The organism is Agromyces selenitireducens, from assembly GCF_052748465.2.
In genome coordinates this window covers 2,918,195-2,936,429 of sequence record NZ_CM188259.1, presented here as the reverse complement: position 1 = coordinate 2,936,429, position 18,235 = coordinate 2,918,195, and the positions used below count along the sequence as shown (strand labels likewise).

19 protein-coding genes are annotated in these 18,235 nt (G+C 71.2%); 13 read left to right on the top strand and 6 right to left on the bottom strand.

From position 1 onward, the window contains the following. Positions 1–56: 56 nt before the first annotated feature. Positions 57–1,013: a type I pantothenate kinase gene (coaA, locus tag ACULK4_RS13690; protein ID WP_445966134.1), complete on the bottom strand. Its 957-nt coding sequence runs from the start codon at positions 1,011–1,013 to the stop codon at positions 57–59. 81 nt (positions 1,014–1,094) lie between these two features. Here coaA and glmS point away from each other — a divergent pair, with 81 nt between their 5' ends. The 10 genes from glmS (at position 1,095) to ACULK4_RS13640 (ending at position 9,070) form a co-directional block, all read left to right on the top strand. Continuing rightward, positions 1,095–2,945, top strand: a complete 1,851-nt coding sequence (gene glmS / locus ACULK4_RS13685) for a glutamine--fructose-6-phosphate transaminase (isomerizing) (RefSeq protein ID WP_445966133.1) — start codon at positions 1,095–1,097, stop codon at positions 2,943–2,945. An 82-nt stretch (positions 2,946–3,027) separates the two neighbouring features. Then, a complete protein-coding gene (locus ACULK4_RS13680; RefSeq protein WP_445966307.1) occupies positions 3,028–3,402 on the top strand; it encodes a holo-ACP synthase in 375 nt (124 codons plus the stop codon). Continuing rightward, positions 3,399–4,538, top strand: coding sequence for an alanine racemase (alr, locus tag ACULK4_RS13675; protein ID WP_445966132.1), 1,140 nt, complete (start codon positions 3,399–3,401; stop codon positions 4,536–4,538). Before ACULK4_RS13680 ends, alr begins: the two co-directional genes overlap by 4 nt. After that, positions 4,535–5,095, top strand: a complete 561-nt coding sequence (gene tsaE, locus ACULK4_RS13670; protein WP_445966131.1) for a tRNA (adenosine(37)-N6)-threonylcarbamoyltransferase complex ATPase subunit type 1 TsaE — start codon at positions 4,535–4,537, stop codon at positions 5,093–5,095. The genes alr and tsaE overlap by 4 nt, the downstream gene beginning before the upstream one ends. A 10-nt stretch (positions 5,096–5,105) precedes the next feature. Beyond that, a complete protein-coding gene (tsaB, locus tag ACULK4_RS13665) occupies positions 5,106–5,729 on the top strand; it encodes a tRNA (adenosine(37)-N6)-threonylcarbamoyltransferase complex dimerization subunit type 1 TsaB (RefSeq protein WP_445966130.1) in 624 nt (207 codons plus the stop codon). Positions 5,730–5,734: 5 nt separating this feature from the next. Then, a complete protein-coding gene (gene rimI, locus ACULK4_RS13660) occupies positions 5,735–6,253 on the top strand; it encodes a ribosomal protein S18-alanine N-acetyltransferase (RefSeq protein WP_445966129.1) in 519 nt (172 codons plus the stop codon). Next, positions 6,250–7,299 carry a tRNA (adenosine(37)-N6)-threonylcarbamoyltransferase complex transferase subunit TsaD gene (gene tsaD, locus ACULK4_RS13655; RefSeq protein WP_445966128.1) on the top strand — a complete coding sequence of 350 codons (1,050 nt, stop codon included), beginning with the start codon at positions 6,250–6,252 and terminating at the stop codon, positions 7,297–7,299. Before rimI ends, tsaD begins: the two co-directional genes overlap by 4 nt. A gap of 163 nt (positions 7,300–7,462) precedes the next feature. Beyond that, positions 7,463–7,825, top strand: coding sequence for a DUF4190 domain-containing protein (locus ACULK4_RS13650; protein ID WP_445966127.1), 363 nt, complete (start codon positions 7,463–7,465; stop codon positions 7,823–7,825). A gap of 28 nt (positions 7,826–7,853) precedes the next feature. Beyond that, positions 7,854–8,606, top strand: coding sequence for a DUF4190 domain-containing protein (locus ACULK4_RS13645; protein WP_445966126.1), 753 nt, complete (start codon positions 7,854–7,856; stop codon positions 8,604–8,606). Between the two features lie 11 nt (positions 8,607–8,617). After that, entirely contained in the window at positions 8,618–9,070 is a 453-nt protein-coding gene (locus tag ACULK4_RS13640; RefSeq protein WP_445966125.1) for a hypothetical protein, read from the top strand. A 7-nt stretch (positions 9,071–9,077) separates the two neighbouring features. On the opposite strand, the gene ACULK4_RS13635 is transcribed toward ACULK4_RS13640, so the two are convergent. Further along, the gene (locus ACULK4_RS13635; protein ID WP_445966124.1) at positions 9,078–10,265 is read right to left on the bottom strand and encodes a class I SAM-dependent methyltransferase; all 1,188 of its coding nucleotides are present in this window, start codon (positions 10,263–10,265) and stop codon (positions 9,078–9,080) included. Between the two features lie 131 nt (positions 10,266–10,396). Here ACULK4_RS13635 and groES point away from each other — a divergent pair, with 131 nt between their 5' ends. From groES to ACULK4_RS13620, 3 genes are all read left to right on the top strand, one after another. Continuing rightward, on the top strand, positions 10,397–10,693 hold the full coding sequence (gene groES / locus ACULK4_RS13630) for a co-chaperone GroES (protein WP_184215554.1): 297 nt from the start codon (positions 10,397–10,399) through the stop codon (positions 10,691–10,693). A gap of 132 nt (positions 10,694–10,825) precedes the next feature. After that, positions 10,826–11,776, top strand: coding sequence for an EamA family transporter RarD (rarD, locus tag ACULK4_RS13625; protein ID WP_445966123.1), 951 nt, complete (start codon positions 10,826–10,828; stop codon positions 11,774–11,776). Between the two features lie 332 nt (positions 11,777–12,108). After that, entirely contained in the window at positions 12,109–13,413 is a 1,305-nt protein-coding gene (locus ACULK4_RS13620; protein WP_445966122.1) for an ABC transporter substrate-binding protein, read from the top strand. A gap of 618 nt (positions 13,414–14,031) precedes the next feature. Here ACULK4_RS13620 and ACULK4_RS13615 read toward each other — a convergent pair. The 4 genes from ACULK4_RS13615 to ACULK4_RS13600 are packed head-to-tail and all read right to left on the bottom strand — an operon-like array spanning position 14,032 to position 17,908. Then, positions 14,032–14,802, bottom strand: a complete 771-nt coding sequence (locus ACULK4_RS13615; RefSeq protein ID WP_445966121.1) for an ABC transporter ATP-binding protein — start codon at positions 14,800–14,802, stop codon at positions 14,032–14,034. Next, positions 14,789–15,703: an ABC transporter ATP-binding protein gene (locus tag ACULK4_RS13610; RefSeq protein WP_445966120.1), complete on the bottom strand. Its 915-nt coding sequence runs from the start codon at positions 15,701–15,703 to the stop codon at positions 14,789–14,791. Before ACULK4_RS13610 ends, ACULK4_RS13615 begins: the two co-directional genes overlap by 14 nt. After that, complete coding sequence (locus ACULK4_RS13605; protein ID WP_445966306.1) at positions 15,693–16,673, bottom strand: branched-chain amino acid ABC transporter permease; 981 nt, start codon at positions 16,671–16,673, stop codon at positions 15,693–15,695. The genes ACULK4_RS13610 and ACULK4_RS13605 overlap by 11 nt, the downstream gene beginning before the upstream one ends. A 14-nt stretch (positions 16,674–16,687) precedes the next feature. After that, positions 16,688–17,908: a branched-chain amino acid ABC transporter permease gene (locus ACULK4_RS13600; RefSeq protein WP_445966119.1), complete on the bottom strand. Its 1,221-nt coding sequence runs from the start codon at positions 17,906–17,908 to the stop codon at positions 16,688–16,690. Positions 17,909–18,235 lie beyond the last annotated feature (327 nt).

Genomic DNA, 18,235 nt, shown 5'->3' with positions numbered 1-18,235 from the left:
CATGGGGTGACGGATGCCGCGGCATCCGTCAACACGCGCCGCCGAGGCGGGCGTCGTCAGAGCTTGCGGAGCAGCACGCTCGAGACCGCGTGATCGCTGCCCTTGCGCAGTACGAGCGACGCGCGCGACCGCGTCGGTCGGATGTTCTGCAGCAGGTTCGGCTCGTTGATCGACTGCCAGATGGAGCGGGCGCGGGCGCGGGCCTCGTCCTCGCTGAGGCTCGCGAACCGGTGGAAGAACGAGCGTGGATTCGCGAACGCACCGCGCTGCAGCTTCAGGAAGCGCTCCTCGTACCACCTGGCGATGTCGCCCGTGCGCGCGTCGACGTAGATGCTGAAGTCGAACAGGTCGCTCACGGCGAGCTTGTGGCCGGGCGACGCCGGCTGGAGGACGTTGAGTCCCTCGACGATCAGCACGTCGGGACGCCGCACGGTGACCTGCGCGTCGGGCACGATGTCGTAGGCGAGATGCGAGTAGAAGGGCGCCCGGACCTCGGGCGCGCCCGCCTTGACCTCGCTCACGAAACGCAGCAGCGCGCGGCGGTCGTAGGACTCCGGGAAGCCCTTCCGCTCCATCAGGCCGCGCCGCTCGAGCTCGGCGTTGGGGAAGAGGAAGCCGTCGGTCGTGACGAGTTCGACCCGGGGCGTGTGCTCCCAGCGGGCGAGCAGTTCGCGCAGCAGGCGCGCGATGGTCGACTTGCCGACCGCGACCGAACCGGCGACGCCGATGACGAAGGGCGTCGACTCGAATCGCTCGCGGAGGAACGTGCTCGTGACCTCGTGCAACGCCTTGGTGCCGCCGACGTAGAGGTTGAGCAGCCGGCTGAGCGGCAGGTACACCTCGGCGACCTCGACCGGGTCGAGCGGTTCGCCGAGGCCGCGCAACTGCACGATCTCGGTCTCGCGCAACGGCGACGGCATCGACGGGGCGAGCGCCGCCCAGTCGGCCCGGCCCAGCTCGATGAACGGGGAGATCTGGGACGCGTGCGTCGACGGGCTCTGCGGATCGGGCACCACGGCAGTCTAGTCCGGCCCGTGCACGCGAGCGGGCGGCGCCGGTCCGGCGCTCAGGTACGCGCCGGTAGGATCGTGCGCATGTGTGGAATCGTCGGATACGTCGGAGAGCGCAACAGCCTCGACGTCCTCATGGGTGGCCTGCGCCGCCTCGAATACCGTGGCTACGACTCGGCCGGCGTCGCCGTCGTCGATGACGAGGGCGACCTCGAGTTCGCCAAGCGCGCCGGCAAGCTGCAGGTGCTCGCCGACGAGCTCGAGCGCCACCCGATCCATCGCGGCGGCACGGGCATCGGCCACACCCGCTGGGCGACGCACGGCGGTCCGACCGACCGCAACGCGCACCCGCACCTCGGCGACGACGACCGGCTCGCCCTCATCCACAACGGCATCATCGAGAACTTCGCCGAGTTGAAGGACGAGCTCGTCGCCGGTGGAGCCGAGTTCCTCAGCGAGACCGACACCGAGGTCGCCGCGGTCCTGCTCGGCCAGGAGTACCGCGAGACCGGAGACCTGCGCGAGGCGTTCCGCCGCACCGTGCGCCGCCTCGAGGGCGCGTTCACGCTCCTCGCCGTCCACAAGGACGAGCCGGGCGTCGTCGTCGGCGCACGCCGCAACTCGCCGCTCGTGATCGGCCTCGGCGAGAACGAGAACTTCCTGGGCTCGGACGTCGCGGCCTTCGTCGAGTTCACCAAGCGCGCCGTCGCGATCGGCCAGGACCAGATCGTCGCGATCACCGCCGGTGACGTGACCGTGACCGACTTCGACGGCAACACGGTCGACGTCGAGCCGTTCGACGTCGCGTGGGACGCGTCGGCCGCCGAGAAGGGCGGCTGGTCCTCGTTCATGGCGAAGGAGGTCGCCGAGCAGCCCGACGCCGTCGCGAACACCATCCGCGGCCGCATCGTCGACGGCGTCGTTTCGGTTCCGGAGCTCGACGAGTTCGGCGACGACGCGCTCCGCGCCGTGCGTCGCATCACCGTCGTCGCCTGCGGCACCGCTGCGTACGCCGGCATGGTCGCGAAATACGCGATCGAGCAGTGGGCGCGCGTCCCGGTCGAGGTCGAGCTCAGCCACGAGTTCCGCTACCGCGATCCCGTGATCGACGACGGCACGCTCGTCGTCTCGATCAGCCAGTCGGGCGAGACCATGGACACGCTCATGGCCGTGAAGTACGCGCGCGAGCAGGGCGCGAAGGCGATCTCGATCTGCAACACGCAGGGTGCGACCATCCCGCGCGAGTCGGACGCGGCGGTCTACACGCACGCCGGTCCGGAGGTCGCGGTCGCCTCGACGAAGGCGTTCGTGGCGCAGATCACGGCGCTCTACCTCTTCGGCCTGCACCTGGCCCGCGTGCGGGGGACGCTCTCCGAGGAGCAGCTCGCGGCGCACGTCGACGAGCTGCAGGCGATTCCCGCGAAGATCGCGAAGGTGCTCGAGCAGGGTGAGCGCGTGGGCGAGCTGGCCCACTGGATGAGCGACACCCGGTCGGTGCTGTTCCTCGGCCGTCACGTGGGCTACCCGATCGCGCTCGAGGGCGCGTTGAAGCTCAAGGAGCTCGCGTACATCCACGCGGAGGGCTTCGCCGCCGGCGAGCTCAAGCACGGGCCCATCGCCCTGATCGAGCCCGGCCAGCCCGTGTTCGTGGTCGTCCCGAGCCCGCGCGGCTCGGCGGCGCTGCACCCGAAGGTCGTCTCGAACATCCAGGAGATCCGCGCTCGCGGCGCGCGCGTCATCGCGATCGCCGAGGCGGGTGACGCCGCCGTGCTGCCGTTCGCCGACGAGGTCATCCGCATCCCGTTGGCCGGTCCGCTGTTCGAGCCGCTCCTCGCGGTGGTGCCGCTGCAGATCTTCGCGATGGAGCTGTCGCAGGCCAAGGGCCTCGACGTCGACCAGCCGCGCAACCTGGCGAAGTCGGTCACGGTCGAGTGATCCGGTCGTCGCGGGCGCCGGTGCGCGGCGCCCGCGACCGCGGAGTGCGGCAGACTCGAGTCGTGGAGTCGTGGAGGATCGCGTGATCGCGGGCATCGGCGTCGACGTCGTCGACATCGCGCGCTTCGAGCGGTCGCTCGAGCGCACGCCCGGGTTGCGCGAGCGGCTGTTCGCCGAGAGCGAACGCGAGCGCCCGGCTCGGTCGCTCGCGGCGCGATTCGCGGCCAAGGAGGCCCTCATCAAGGCCCTCGGCGGTCACGCGGTGATCCGCTGGCACGACATGCGGATCGTGCAGGACGCCGACGGCAACCCCGACTTCGCCCTCTCCGGCGCGCTCTCGCGCCACGTCGCCGAGCTCGGCATCGACCGGGTCCACCTGTCGATGAGCCACGACGCGGGCATCGCGAGCGCGTTCGTCGTGCTCGAACGGGCCGTACCCCGAGGAGCCGTCCAGTGAACGACCGTCCCGCGCCCGGCCCGTTCCGCGAGGCCGTCGTCGACCTCGGCGCCGTGCGACGCAACGTGCGCACCATCGCCGCGCGGGTCGCGCCCGCCGCGGTGATGGCCGTGGTCAAGGCCGACGCGTACGGCCACGGGGCCGTGCCCGTGGCGCGCGCCGCGCTCGATGCGGGCGCGGGATGGCTCGGCGTCGCCGACCTCCGCGAGGCGATCGCGCTGCGCGACGCCGGCATCGACGCGCCCGTCCTCGCCTGGCTGCACGATCCCGACGCGCGGTTCGCCCCGGCGGTCGAACGCGACGTCGACCTCGGTGTCTCCTCCCTGGCACAGCTCGACGCGGTGGCGGATGCCGCGGCATCCGTCGACCGCATCGCGAACGTGCACCTGAAGCTCGACACCGGCCTCAGCCGCAACGGCATCGCGCCCGGGGAGTGGCCTGCTGCCGTGGCGCGCGCCGCCGAACTCGAGGCCGCGCGTCGCGTCCGCGTCCGCGGCGTGTTCAGCCACCTCGCGAACACCTCGCCCGACGAGGACGCCGCGCAGCTGGCCGCGTTCCTCCGGGGCGTCGACGACGCACGCGCGGCGGGCCTTCACCCCGAGCTGCGCCACCTCGCCTCGACCGCGGCCGCACTGCGCTTCGCCGAGGCGAGGCTCGACCTCGTCCGGATCGGCATCGGGGTGTACGGCATCCCGCCGTTCGGCGACGGCACCACGGCCGCCGACCTCGGGCTGCGCCCGGTCATGACGCTGCGCGGCCGCGTGGCCGCGGTCCGCCGGGTCGACGCCGGCGCGGGCGTCTCGTACAACCACGTGTGGCGGGCCGAGCGGCCGACCACGCTCGCCCTCGTCCCGCTCGGGTACGCCGACGGCGTGCCCCGTCAGGCCTCCGGCCGTGCCGAGGTCCTGATCGGCGGGCGGCGTCGCCCAGTGGTCGGCCGCATCGCGATGGACCAGTTCCTCGTCGACGTCGGCGACGACGAGGTCGCGGTCGGCGACGAGGTCGTACTGTTCGGCGATCCCGCGGTGGGCGCGCCGTCGGCGGATGACTGGGGCGACGCCGCCGACACCATCGGCTACGAGATCGTCACGCGCGTGGGTCCGCGCGTGCCGCGGACCCACGTGGAGGGCGCATGACCCGCCGCACCATCGCCGACACCGAGGCCATGGAGGAACTCGGCCGCGAGCTCGGCCGCCAGCTGCGCGCCGGCGACCTCGTCGTGCTCACCGGGCCGCTCGGCGCGGGCAAGACCACCCTCACGCGCGGCATCGGCGAGGGACTCGGGGTGCGCGGGCCCGTGCAGAGCCCCACGTTCGTGCTCGCGCGCACCCACCCGAGCCTGGTCGGCGGGGCGCCGCTCGTGCACGTCGACGCGTACCGGCTCTCGGGCGCGGCCGAACTCGAGGACCTCGACCTCGACTTCGACCACTCGGCCGTCGTGGTCGAGTGGGGTGCCGGCCTGCTCGAGGGTGTCAGCGACTCGTGGCTCGAGGTCGTGATCGCCCGCCCGCGGGGCGGCGACGACGGCGATGCGGATGCCGCGGGCGCGACTGCCGGCGGAACCGGGCCGGACGGCGGCGACGACCTCGACGCCGACGAGCCCCGCACGGTCGAGCTCCTCGGCCACGGACCCCGTTGGGCCGCGACCCCGTACGCCGCCGCCGCACGACTCGGCCCGGGGGGCGCGAACTAGGCTGGAGGCCATGCTCCTCGCGATCGACACCTCCACGGGAACGAGCGTCGCCGTGGTCGACCGCGACGGCGGCGTGCTCGCCGAGCGCGGCACCGACGACACCATGCGGCACGCCGAGGTCGTGGGCGGGTTCGTCCGCGATGCGCTCGCGTCCGCGGGCGTGAGACCGGCCGACCTCTCCGCCGTCGCCGCCGGCATGGGTCCCGGGCCGTTCACGGGGCTCCGCGTCGGCATCGCCGCCGCGCACGCCTTCGCGCTCGGCATCGGCCGGCCGTTCGTGCCCGTCGTGAGCCACGACGCGATCGCGCACGCCTGGTACGCCGCGGGCGGTGCGGGTCCGCTGCAGGTCGTGACCGACGCACGACGGCGCGAGTCCGCGGTGACCGACTACGACGGCCTCGACGACGACGGCCTCCCCGTGCGCGAGGCTGCGCCGCGGCTCGAACCGCGCGACGCGGTGCCCGCGCCCCGCGGCATCCGCCTCGACGCCGCGACCGTGTCGGCCGGCGCGCTCGGCATGCTCGCCGAGCTCGCGTGGGCGGCCGGGCGCCTTCCGCTCGCCGCCGACGAGCCGCTCTACCTCCGCGCTCCCGACGTGACCGTGCCGGCCGGACCGAAGCGGGTGCTGGGATGAGCCTGATGCTGCGACGGGCCCGGCCGGACGACCTCGACGCGATCATGGCCCTCGAGCGCTCGACGTTCGCCGCCGACGCGTGGCCGGCCGAGGCGATGCGCGCCGAGCTCGCCGGCGAGCACACCTACTACCTCGTCGCCGTCGACGACGCTCGTCCCGACGACCTCGTCGCGTACGCCGGGCTGCTCGCGCCGCGCGGGTCAGGGCAGGGCGACATACAGACCATCGCCGTCGACCCGCGCCACCGCGGCGCCGGGCTCGGTCGGGCGCTCATGCACGCGCTCATGGACGAGGCCCGGCGCCGCGGCGCCGGCGAGCTGTTCCTCGAGGTCCGCGCCGACAACCCGGTGGCGCGCGGGCTCTACGCGTCCCTCGGGTTCGCCGAGACGGGCGTGCGCCGCGGCTACTACCAGCCCGACGGGGTCGACGCGATCGTCATGCGGCTCGAGGTGCCGCCCGCGGTCGCCCGGCCCGCGGCATCCGTCGACACCGCCGCCGACACCGTCGAAGGAGACGCACGATGAATCGCGACGCCCCGCTCGTCCTCGGCATCGAGACCTCGTGCGACGAGACCGGTGTCGGCATCGTCCGTGGCACCGAGCTGCTCGCCAACGCCATCGCCTCGTCGATGGAGGAGCACGCGCGCTACGGCGGCGTCGTCCCGGAGGTCGCGGCCCGCGCGCACCTCGAGGCGCTCGGCCCCACGATCCGTGCCGCGCTCGCCGATGCATCCGTCGACCTCGCCGACCTCGACGCGGTCGCCGTCACCAACGGGCCCGGACTCGCGGGCGCGCTGATGGTCGGCGTCGGCGCGGCCAAGGCGCTCGCCCTCTCGCTCGAGAAGCCGGTCTACGCGGTGAACCACCTGGTCGGGCACGTCGGCGCGGACCTCATCGGCGACCGGCCGCTCGAGACGCCGAGCATCGCACTGCTCGTCTCGGGCGGGCACACCTCGCTGCTGCTCGTGCGCGACCTCGACTCCGACGTCGAACTGCTCGGCGAGACGATCGACGACGCGGCGGGGGAGGCGTTCGACAAGGTGGCCCGCCTGCTCGGGCTGCCCTACCCGGGCGGCCCCGAGATCGATCACGCCGCCGTCGGCGGCGACCCCGACGCCATCCGCTTCCCCCGAGGCCTGACGCGGCCGAAGGACCTCGAACGGCACCGGTACGACTTCTCGTTCTCGGGGTTGAAGACCGCGGTCGCGCGCTGGGTCGAGCAGCGCGAGGCGGCCGGCGAGCCGGTGCCGCTCGCCGACGTGGCTGCGAGCTTCCGCGAGGCCGTCGTCGACGTGCTCGTGTCGAAGGCCGTCGCCGCGTGCACGGACCTCGGCGTGCCCCGGCTGCTGCTCGGAGGCGGGGTGGTCGCCAACCGGCGGCTCCGCGAGGTGGCCGAGCAGCGAGCGGATGCCGCGGGCGTCGCGCTCCGCATCCCGCCGCTGTCGCTCTGCACCGACAACGGCGCGATGATCGCCGCGCTGGGCGCCCGGCTCATCATGGCCGGGCACGGACCCTCGACGCTGGATTTCGGCGCGGACTCGACGCTTCCGGTGACCGACATCCAGGCCTGAGGCCGTGTGGGGAGTCCTCCCCGATGCGGCGCGTCCGCGCGGAGCGATAGTGTGTCCCTGCACACCCCCGCCAAGGGGGCACCGACCCGCGTCGCCGGTCGTTGACATCACCCGGCGGCGCTGCCAGCATGGCCGGGTCCAGCAACCACACGAGGAGCCTCGCATGACCGACCCCAACGACCCCAACCGCTCCGACGTCCCGCCGCCTCCGCCGCCCGCGCCGTCCTACGGCAGTGCGCCCTCGTACGACGCCGGTGCGCCGTCGTACGGCGCGCCGGCGTCGCAGAAGACGAACGTCCTCGCCATCGTCTCGCTCGTCTCGGCATTCTTCATCTCGCTCGTCGCGATCATCACTGGCCACATCGCACTCAGCCAGATCAAGAAGACGGGCGAGCAGGGCCGCGGCCTGGCGATCGCCGGCCTCATCATCGGCTATGTCGGCCTCGTGGTCGGCATCATCGTCGCGATCGTCTGGTTCGCCGTCATCGGTGCCGCGATCAGCAGCGGAAACATCACCACGTACTGATCCACCCGAAGCACGGAAGGGGCTCGACATGAGCGATCCCAAGCAGCCCGACGAGCCGGCCGAGCCGCGTACGCCGTCCGAGCCGTCGGTCCCGGCAGAGCCGGTCGAGCCCTCCGTGCCGGCGGAGCCCGACGAGCCCGTCGCGCCGCCCGTTCCGGACGAACCGACCGTGCCCACCGAGCCGGAGCCGCCGGCGTTCCCGTCCGAGCCGTCCGAGCCGATCGGCCCCGCCGAGCCGCTCGAGCCGCCGGCGCCGCCGGCGCCCCCGGCGCCCCCGGCACCGCCCGCGCCCCCTGCATACGGCGCCGCGTCCCCGTTCGACACCGGAGCGGTCCCGCCCGCACCGGCGGGTGCGCCCTACGACGGCATGCCTCAGGCGTACGGCGCTCAGGCGCCCGGCGCATCCGAGACGCCCGGGTACGGAGCCGCGGCGTACGGCGCAGGATCGCCGCCGTACGGTTCGGGGCCGGGCGCGGCGCCCTACCAGGCCGCGCCCTCGAAGCCCGCACCGGTGTTCAGCATCATCTCGCTGATCGCCGGCATCGTCGGCGTGATCGGCTCGGGCATCGTGATCATCCCGTTCATCGGCGGCGTCCTGCAGCTGATCGTGCCGGCCGCGGCGGTCGTGCTGGGCTTCATCGGCCGTCGCAGGGAGCCGGCCGCGAAGGGCATGTGGCTGACCGGTATCATCCTCGGCTTCATCGGGGTCACCATCGCGATCGTGTCGATCGTCGCGTGGTCGGTGCTGTTCGCGGTGAGCGAGACGACCTACACCTACTGAGGGCGGTCGGTGTGAGCGACGAGCGGATGCCGCCCGGCGGCGACCCGACGCCGGAGGCGGAGGAGCGGGTGCCGGCGGTGGACACCTCGGCGCCCGCACCGCCGCGCGAGTTCGACGTGCCGTACGACACGGGCGAGCTCCACGGCCTCCCCACCGGCCAGCTCCTCGCGCTCGGTCGCCCCGCGCCCGAGCCGGAGTACGAGGACGAGTCCGAGGAGCAGCGCCGGTTCTGGAGTCGCCTCGCCGCCGTCCTCGGCTCACTGGGCGCGATCGCGTCGCTGTTCGTCGGATGGATGCTGCCCGTGTCGGTCGCGGCGATCGTGTTCGGCGTGCTCGGCCTCAGGCGCGAGGAGCACGCGCGCGTGCCCGCGTTCATCGGCATCGGCACGGGGGTCACCGGACTCGTGTTCTCCGGGGTGTGGATCGGCTACTACGCCATCGTGTTCGGCGCGCTCCCGCGTTGATCGGGTCTCAGAGCCGTTCCACGAGGAGTGCCACGTGCCGCCCCTCCTCGCGCGTGAGCACGACCGTCGCCGACGTCTCGCCCTTCAGCTTCAGGCGCGTGCGGAGTGCGGCCGGGTCGACGTCGACCCCGCGCTTCTTGATCTCCAGCGTGCCCACGCCGCGCGAGTGCAACGCCTGACGCAGGTGGCGCTCGTCGGCCGGGAGTCGCTCGATGACGCGGAACCCGCGCGCGAACGGCGTGTCGAACTCGCGATCCGCGGTGAGGTAGGCGATGCCCTCGCTGAGCATCCAGGCGCCGTTCGCCCGCGCGAGGTCGCCGATGAGCCGCGCTCGGATGACCGCGCCGTCGGGCTCGTAGAGGTAGTCGCCGAGCGGCCCGACCGGCGCGTCCTCGCTGTCGGACGGCGCGACGAGTTCGTGCGCGGCATCGCCGCGGATCACGAGTGCCGCTCGACCGACGCCGGGTCGGGAGAGCGCGCCCGTCCACACCCCGAGCTCGACCACGTCGCCGTCGACCGAGACCCACTGCGCCTCCGTCCCGGGTGGGACGAGGTCGCGGTCGGTGCCGGGGCCGAGCTTCACGCCCACCGGCATGCGCTCGGCCAGGCCGAACGCGAAGTCCAGCGGCGGCGAGTACTCCGCGGCATCCGCGAGCCGTTTCGTCGTGCCGCCCGACGTCGTGCGGCGTGCCGGATCGAGCCAGGCCGCGTCGATCCCGCGGAGCGGCACCTCCTCGGCGCGCGAGTGCAGCACGGTCACGCGGGGGAACGGGGTGAGGTTGAACGCCGCGACGGCGGCCGTCACCTCGTCGGCCTCCGCGGCGGTGACCTCGAGGTCGATCGCCGCGAACGCCATCGCGTCGCCGCCGATGCCGCAGCCGAGGTCCGCGACGTGGCGGAGGCCGGCGCGGGCGTACCGGCCCGCGTGCAGCGCGGCGACGCGGAGCCGGGTGGCCTGCTCGAGCCCGGCCTCGGTGAAGAGCATGCGGTCGGCGAACTCGCCGAACTTCGCCCGCGCCCTCGCGCGCAGCCGGGACTGCGTGAGCACGGCGGCCACGAGGCCGGGAGAGTGCCCGCGTCGGCGGAGGTCGCCGACGGTCTTCACCACGTCCGATCGACTGGTCCACGGAGGAAGGGAGTCGAGCAGGTCGAGCCCCTCGGGCGAGAGCAGTTCGACGAGCTCGGCGCGTTCCACGCGGCCACGCTAGCACCGCGGCATCCGCACTGGCACTCACGTTGCACGAGTGCCAGAACCGCCCTAGACTCCTGTTAGCACTCTCACTCAGAGGCTGCTAACCCCAGTCTTCGTCAAGAAAGAGGTCAACCGTGTCGGTTTCCATCAAGCCGCTCGAGGATCGCATCGTCATCAAGCAGGTCGAGGCCGAGCAGACCACCGCGTCCGGTCTGGTCATCCCCGACACCGCCAAGGAGAAGCCCCAGGAGGGCGAGGTCGTGGCGGTCGGCCCGGGCCGCATCGACGACAACGGCAACCGTGTCCCGCTCGACGTGGCTGTCGGCGACCGCGTCCTGTACTCGAAGTACGGCGGCACCGAGGTGAAGTTCGGCGGTGACGAGTTCCTCGTCCTCTCTGCCCGCGACGTGCTCGCGGTCGTCGTCCGTTAGCCGGACCCGACGTCCTCCGCGGCCCGGATGCCACACGGCATCCGGGCCGCGTCGTCGTTCCGGCCGGATCTCGACGAAGTCCGGCAGTCCCGCGACGGATGCCGCGTCGGGGGCCGAGCGTAGTCTGGTCCGGTGACCAGCGCCCCGACCGTCGCCGACGCCCACCCGCCCCGCGCGGGTCTCAGCCGCAGCGGACTCGCCTACGCGGTCGCGGCCTACGGGCTGTGGGGGTTCCTCCCCATCTACTTCATCGCGCTCGCGCCGACCGGCCCGGTCGAGATCGTGGCATGGCGCATCCTGCTGTCGCTCGTCTTCTGCGCGCTGCTCATCGCCGTGACGCGGTCGTGGCGCTCCTTCCGTGCGCTGCTGCGCGACCGGCGCGTCGTGCTCACGATGGGCGCGGCCGGCGTGCTGATCTTCGTGAACTGGCTCACCTACGTCTTCGCCACGCTCAACGGGCAGGTGGTCGAGGCCGCGCTCGGGTACTTCATCAACCCGATCGTCACGGTGTTCCTCGGCGTGATCGTCCTCCGCGAGCGGCTGAACGCCACGCAGTGGACGGCGGTCGGCATCTCGATCGTCGCGGTCGTCGTGCTCGCCGTCGGCTACGGGCAACTGCCGTGGATCGCGCTGGTCCTCGCGTTCAGCTTCGGGTTCTACGGCCTGATCAAGAAGCGCGTGGGCCATCGCGTCGACGCGGTCTCGGGCCTGACGCTCGAGACGGCCTGGCTCGCGCCGTTCGCCGCGGTGCTGCTCATCCTCGTCGGTGTGAGCGGCGGCCTCACGATGGGCTCGCTCGGGGTGTGGCACACGGTGCTGCTGCTCGCCGCGGGCGCGGTCACCGCCATCCCGCTCCTGCTGTTCGCGTCCGCCTCTCGCCGGCTCCCGCTGACGTACATGGGATTCATCCAGTACTTCGCGCCGTTCATCCAGTTCCTCGTGGGCGTCGTCGTGCTGCGGGAGCCGATGCCGCTCGAGCGCTGGATCGGCTTCGGACTGGTCTGGGTCGCGCTCGCCGTGCTCACGTTCGACCTGCTGCGCGGCGCGCGCGCCAGTCGGCGTGCCGCGATCGAGCCGGTCTGACCGGTCGCCCCGGTTTCTCCCGGTGTGCTCGCCGATGTCGCCGAGCCTTGGAAAGTGCTGATCCCAGTCGGTTTCGGAGACCCCCCGTCCGGGGGTCCGACGCGGCCGGATCGGGGCTCGGCGGGAATGCGGGAAGCGTGCGCGAACCGGCCGGTCCACGCCTGTTTCGTGCGCGACGGGCCCGCTCGGTGTCGAGGGCATAACGATCCGGTGGGTGTTACCGGGTTGTGATCCGATGTCCTTGTTTCCGCATTGGTCGGGCAATACTGTCAAAACCATCGGCGTCGCCAGACGCCGGAATGTGTCCCAATCCTTCAGTCCCAAGGAGCAACATGAGCGTATTCGCGAAGGCAAAGGCCTCGCGCTCGGCTCGCGCAGCTTGGACGGGCATCGCCATCGCTGGCGTGAGCGCCCTCCTCCTGACCGCGTGCAGCACGGGTGCCGACACCTCGCCGGAGGAGTCGGAGGAGCCGGCCGAGACCGGCGACGCCCAGCCCATCGAGGCAGGCGAGCGCGACCTCACCCTCACGGTCGGCACGATCCTCCCGCAGTCGGGCGCGCTCGCGTTCCTCGGACCGCCCGAGGAGGCGGGTGTCGCCCTCGCCGCGGAGGACATCAACTCCGCCGACGCGGGCCTCCAGGTCGAGGTCATCTACCGCGACTCCGGTGACACCACCACCGACACCGCGACCGTCTCGGTCACCGACCTCCTCTCGCAGGATGTCTCGGCGATCATCGGCGCCGCGTCGTCGGGCGTGTCCAAGACCGTCATCGACCAGATCGTCGCCGCGGGTGTCGTGCAGTTCTCGCCGGCCAACACGTCGGCCGACTTCACCGACTACGACGACAACAACCTGTACTGGCGCACGGCTCCGTCCGACGTCCTGCAGGGCGAGGTCCTCGGCAACCTGATCGCGGAGGACGGCAACGCCACGCTCGGCATGATCGTCCTGAACGACGCCTACGGCACCGGTCTCGCGCAGTTCACGCGTGAGGCGTTCGAGGCCGCGGGCGGCGAGGTCGTCGCAGAGGCGCTCTTCAACGAGGGCGACTCGAGCTTCGACGCGCAGATCTCCGAGGTCACGGCGGCGAACCCCGACGCGATCGCGCTGATCACGTTCGACCAGGCCAAGATCATCACGCCGGCTCTCGTCGGCAGCGGTTACCCCGGCGACCAGCTCTACTTCGTCGACGGCAACCTCTCCGACTACAGCGCCGACTTCGCGCCCGGCCTCGTCGCCGGCTCGAAGGGCACCCTGCCCGGCCTCGACGTGGGAACGCTCGGTGACTTCACCGACCGCCTGCTCGAGATCGACCCGGAGCTGAACGACTACAGCTACGCGGCTGAGTCGTACGACGCGCTGGTCCTCATCGCGCTCGCGGCCTACGCGGCCAACAGCGTCGAGGGCACCGACATCGCGGCGTACCTGCAGCAGGTGTCGGGCGGTTCGGGCGACGGCGAGAAGGTCGACTCCTTCTCCGCCGCTGCGGAGCTGCTCGCCGAGGGTGAGCAGATCGACTACGACGGCCCGTCCGGCCCGGTCACGTTCGACGAGAACGGCGACCCGACCGAGGCGACCATCGGTATCTTCCAGTACCTCGACGACAACACGTACGAGCGCATCGGCGACGGCTGATCCACTCGCACAGGAAGGGCCCCGGCTTCGGCCGGGGCCCTTTCGTGTGCCCGGAGCGCGTGTCCGGTGCGTGTGCGTGGAGTGCGCGTGCGCGGTGAGCGCGTGCGCGGAGCGCGCGTCAGGAGCGCGTGACCGCACGCGACGGGAGTGCACGTCGGGGCGCGGTGCGAGTGCCCGGAGCGAGCGTGGTCCGACGCTCGCGCGAGGCGATGCCGCATCCGGCGCGGCGGGAATCGCATCGACCCGGCCCGCTCGGCCCGGACCCCCGCAGCCTCGGCGCCTGAAGCGGTACTTCCCATGGTCCGCCGGCTGGTCGCGGCTCGCGAGCGGCGCCCGGGCACTCGCCCACGCTCAGGCGCACTGAGCGGTCGGCTCCAGACACCGCCTCCCGCACTCCCGACAGTCGTCGCCCGAGGCGGGAGGCAGTAGGAGGCGCTGGACGGGGTCACCACGGCCCGCAGAGCCGCCACGGCCACCCGGGGGAGTCCTCCTTCTGCCGGAGCGCTCACGCGGACCGTGGCGGCGTCTGGCGGGACGACGTCCGCGCCGGCCGCGGGCACGAGAGAGGGGCGGGGGATGCCGCAGCATCCGCCCGCCCCTCTTCGGACCGACCGGGGTCTACTCGTCGGCGCCGAGCGTGCCCAGGTAGAGCCCGATCACCTTCGGGTCGTTGAGCAGCTCGCGACCGGTGCCCGTGTAGGCGTCGCGGCCCTGGTCGAGCACGTAGCCGCGGTCGCAGATCTGGAGGCAGCGGCGTGCGTTCTGCTCGACCATGATCGTGGTCACGCCCGCGCGGTTGATCTCCCTGACCCGCAGGAACGCCTCGTCCTGGCGCACCGGCGACAGGCCGGCGCTCGGCTCGTCGAGCAGGAGCACGTGCGGACCCATCATGAGCGCACGCGACATCGCCACCATCTGGCGCTCACCGCCCGAGAGCGATCCGGCACGCTGGTTGAGTCGCTTCGCCAGGTCCGGGAAGATCTCGGTCACGAACTCGAGCCGGTGCTTGAGGTCCTTGGGCTTCTGGAAGACGCCCATCTCGAGGTTCTCCTGGATGCTGAGCGACGGGAACACGTTGTTCGTCTGCGGGACGAAGCCGACGCCCTTGGCGACGAGCTTGTTCGCCTTGAGGTTCGTGATCTCCTCGCCCTGCAGGAAGATGCCGCCCTCGCGGACCTTCACCAGGCCGAAGATCGCCTTCAGCAGCGTCGACTTGCCGGCGCCGTTCGGGCCGATGATGCCGATGAGCTCGCCGTCTCGCGCGGTCAGCGAGCAGCTGTTGAGGATGTTGACGCCCGGCAGGTAGCCCGCCGTGACGTCGCGCACCTCGACGACCATCTTGCCGGCGGGTTCGAGCACCGGGCTCGCGGTGGGTTCACTGTTCGTCATCGATGAGCTCCTTCAGTACCTCGACGTGGCCCGTGTCGGTCGTGCCGATGTCGGTGTCGTGGTGGGCGCCGAGGTAGGCGTCGATCACGGCGGGATCCCTCATGACCTCATGCGGGTCGCCCTCGGCGACCACGCGGCCCTCGGCCATCACGATCACCCAGTCGGCGATGTGACGGACCATGTGCATGTCGTGCTCGACGAAGAGCACGGTCATGCCCTGGGCCTTGAGGCCCAGGATATGGTCGAGCAGCGACTGCGTGAGCGCCGGGTTGACGCCGGCCATCGGCTCGTCGAGCATCACCAGCGTCGGGTCGCTCATGAGCGCCCGGGCCATCTCGAGGAGCTTGCGCTGGCCGCCGGAGAGGCTCGCGGCGTAGTCGTCCTTCTTCGCGTCGAGCTTGAAGCGCTTGAGGATCTCGAGCGCCTTCTCCTCGATCTCCTGCTCCTGCTTCCGCCAGATCGACGGGATCAGCCCGCGGAAGATGTTCTCCCCGGCCTGGTCCTTCGCACCGAGCTTCATGTTCTCCAGCACGGAGAGCAGGGCCAGCGACTTCGTGAGCTGGAACGTGCGGATGAGGCCCATGCGCGCGACCCGGTAGGCCGGGACGTGCGCGAGCGAACGGCCCTCGAACGACCAGTCGCCCGTGTCGGGCTTGTCGAATCCGGTGAGCAGGTTGAAGAAGGTCGTCTTGCCCGCACCGTTCGGGCCGATGAGCGCCGTGATGGCGTTCCGCGGGATCTCGACGTGCTCGACGTCGACGGCCGTGAGGCCGCCGAAGGTGCGCTTGACGTGGTCGGCGACGAGGATCGGGTCGACCTTCTTGACGCCCGGGGCGGGCTCGCCGACGTGGAGCCCGGTCGTCTTGACGGGCTTGGCGTTGGGGTCGATTTCACTTGACAAAAGCAAGCTCCTTCTTGTTTCCCAGGATGCCCTGTGGCATGAACACCACTATCAGCATGATCGCCACGCCGACGAGGATGAACCGCAGCTGACCGGCCTGGACCTGCGTCATGAACGGCAGCCACCCGGCCTCGACCGCTCGGGCGATGAAGCCCGAGAAGAACGAGAGCAGCACCCAGAAGACGATGGAACCGAGGATTGGTCCCAGGATGGTCGCGGCCCCGCCGAGGAGCAGGATCGCGTAGATGAAGAACGTCAGCGTCGGTTGGAAGTAACTCGGAACGACCGCGCGTGGCATCACGAAGATGATGCCCGCGATCGTGCCGAACAGTCCACCGAGGATGAGGCTCTGCATCTTGTAGGAGTAGACGTTCTTTCCGAGCGCGCGGACGGCGTCCTCGTCCTCCCGGATTCCCTTGATGACGCGGCCCCAGGGGCTGCGCATCAGGAGCCACGTCAGCACCGCGGCGAGGATCACGATGATCCATCCCAGGATGAGGAAGAACCAGGCGCGGTCGCTGAACACCCACGGGCCGAAGCCGTAGCGTCCGTCGGGCAACGGGTTCAGCGTGAGCAGGTCGCGCTGGTACTCCGAGAGGCCGTTCGCCGAGCCGGTGACCGGGGCGAACTCGTTCGTCGTGAAGGTCAGCCTCAGCACTTCCGCTGCGGCGATCGTCACGATCGCGAGGTAGTCCGCCCGCAACCGGAGCGTCGGGATACCGAGGATGAGCGCGAAGATCACCGACGCCAGCAGGGACGTCAGGAGGCAGGCCCACCATGGCCAGCCGAGCCTCAGCGCCGGGATCGCGTACCCGTACGCGCCGAGCAGCATGAAGCCCGCCTGACCGAAGTTCAGCAGGCCCGTGAAGCCGAAGTGGACCGCAAGGCCCAGTGCGGCGAGTGCGTAGGCGGCGGTGGTCGGGCTGATCAGCTCGACGGCCGCGTTTCCGAAGATTTGTCCCCAGTCGATCATGTCGTGCCCTCCTATCCGATTCGCTCTTGACGACCGAGGATGCCCTGCGGTCGGAACAGCAGCACCACGATCAGGATGACCAGGGCGCCCACGTACTTCATGTCACTCGGCAGCCACAGCGTCGAGATCTCGACGAACAGGCCCACGATCAGCGCACCCACGAGCGCGCCGAACGCCGTGCCCAGGCCGCCGAGGGTCACCGCGGCGAACACGAGCAGCAGGATCTGGAAGCCCATGTCCCAGCTCACGCCGGGACGGAAGTACGCCCAGAGGATGCCGGAGAGGCCGGCGAGCAGCGCGCCGAGGACCCAGACGATCCGGATGACGCGGTCGACGTCGATCCCGCTCGCGGAGGCGAGGGGCGCATTGTCGGAGACCGCGCGAGTCGCCTTGCCGATGCGGGTCCGCAGCAGGAAGAACGCGACGCCGAGGAGCACCACGACGCTGACGCCCATGCTGACGAGGTCGACCCAGGACAGCGCGACGGCGCCGAAGCGGATGTCCGATGGCAGGGTCGCTCCGGGCAGCTGGCTCGTCGAACCGCCGTAGAAGAACTGGTACGTGTAGCGCAGGGCGAGCGAGAGGCCGATGCTCACGATCATGAGCTGGATGAGCCCCACGCCGCGTTTCCGAAGCGGTTTCCAGAGCGCCGCGTCGAGCGTCCATCCGAAGGCCGCGCTGAGCACGAGCGCCACCAGGATCGCCAACCACAGCGGCCACGCCAATTGGACGCCGAACGTGAGCACCATCAACGCGCCGAACGTGACGAGCTCCGCGTGCGCGAAGTTCGACAGCCCGGTAGTGCCGAAGATGAGCGAGAGGCCGATCGCCGCGAGAGCGAGGAGGAGGCCGAAGTTCAGGCCGCTCACCACGCGTTGCACGACCTGGTCGAAGTAGTTGACCGTGACCCTCTGGCCTTCGCCGAGGAAGAAGTTCACCGCCTTGCGGCTGGTCAGGCCGAACTCGGACGTGACGGAGGCCTGGCCCTCGAGGACGACCACGCCCTCCGGGAGGGTGTCCTCATCGAGGGTCACCTCGTACTCGGCCTTCTCCGGCACGCCGATGGTCCAGCGCCCGTCGGCGTCGGTCTCGGTCTCGGCCTCGAACCCGTTGCCCTCGACGGTGATGAGGACGCCCTCGAGCGCCTCACCCTCGAACTGCACGTTCCCGGTGAAGAAGAACTCGAACTCCTCCTCGGTTGCCGGATCGTCCGTACCCCCTTCGTCCGCCAACGCAGGGGACGCTGCGATGCCGGACAGAGTGAGTGCGGAGATCAGTATTCCGAGGAGAAGGAGCCACCTCCCGCGAGAACGTGTGGGGACTGTTCGCGTGGATTCCACTGCACCTCCAAAGGTCCCGACCGCGGGTGGGGTCGGGATCCGGCTTCCTGACGACAACGTCGTCGACAGTACGTGCCGATTATGTCTCATGTGTTTCGCACGGGAGCACAAACGGCCCTCGATTGTTATCCGGGGAATGCCGACCGCGCAAACTCGCTTAATATCGATGTACCGCACCGCCGCACCCGCCCCCGCACATCCGCCGGGACGTCGGCGGCG

Bases quoted from the DNA above. Each gene is read 5' to 3' on its own strand.
- glmS (WP_445966133.1), top strand. From the start codon at position 1,095: ATGTGTGGAATCGTCGGATACGTCGGAGAGCGCAACAGCCTCGACGTC.
- ACULK4_RS13650 (WP_445966127.1), top strand. From the start codon at position 7,463: ATGACCGACCCCAACGACCCCAACCGCTCCGACGTCCCGCCGCCTCCG.
- tsaB (WP_445966130.1), top strand. From the start codon at position 5,106: ATGCTCCTCGCGATCGACACCTCCACGGGAACGAGCGTCGCCGTGGTC.
- ACULK4_RS13645 (WP_445966126.1), top strand. From the start codon at position 7,854: ATGAGCGATCCCAAGCAGCCCGACGAGCCGGCCGAGCCGCGTACGCCG.
- tsaE (WP_445966131.1), top strand. From the start codon at position 4,535: ATGACCCGCCGCACCATCGCCGACACCGAGGCCATGGAGGAACTCGGC.
- ACULK4_RS13620 (WP_445966122.1), top strand. From the start codon at position 12,109: ATGAGCGTATTCGCGAAGGCAAAGGCCTCGCGCTCGGCTCGCGCAGCT.
- rimI (WP_445966129.1), top strand. From the start codon at position 5,735: ATGCTGCGACGGGCCCGGCCGGACGACCTCGACGCGATCATGGCCCTC.
- tsaD (WP_445966128.1), top strand. From the start codon at position 6,250: ATGAATCGCGACGCCCCGCTCGTCCTCGGCATCGAGACCTCGTGCGAC.
- ACULK4_RS13615 (WP_445966121.1), bottom strand. From the start codon at position 14,802: ATGACGAACAGTGAACCCACCGCGAGCCCGGTGCTCGAACCCGCCGGC.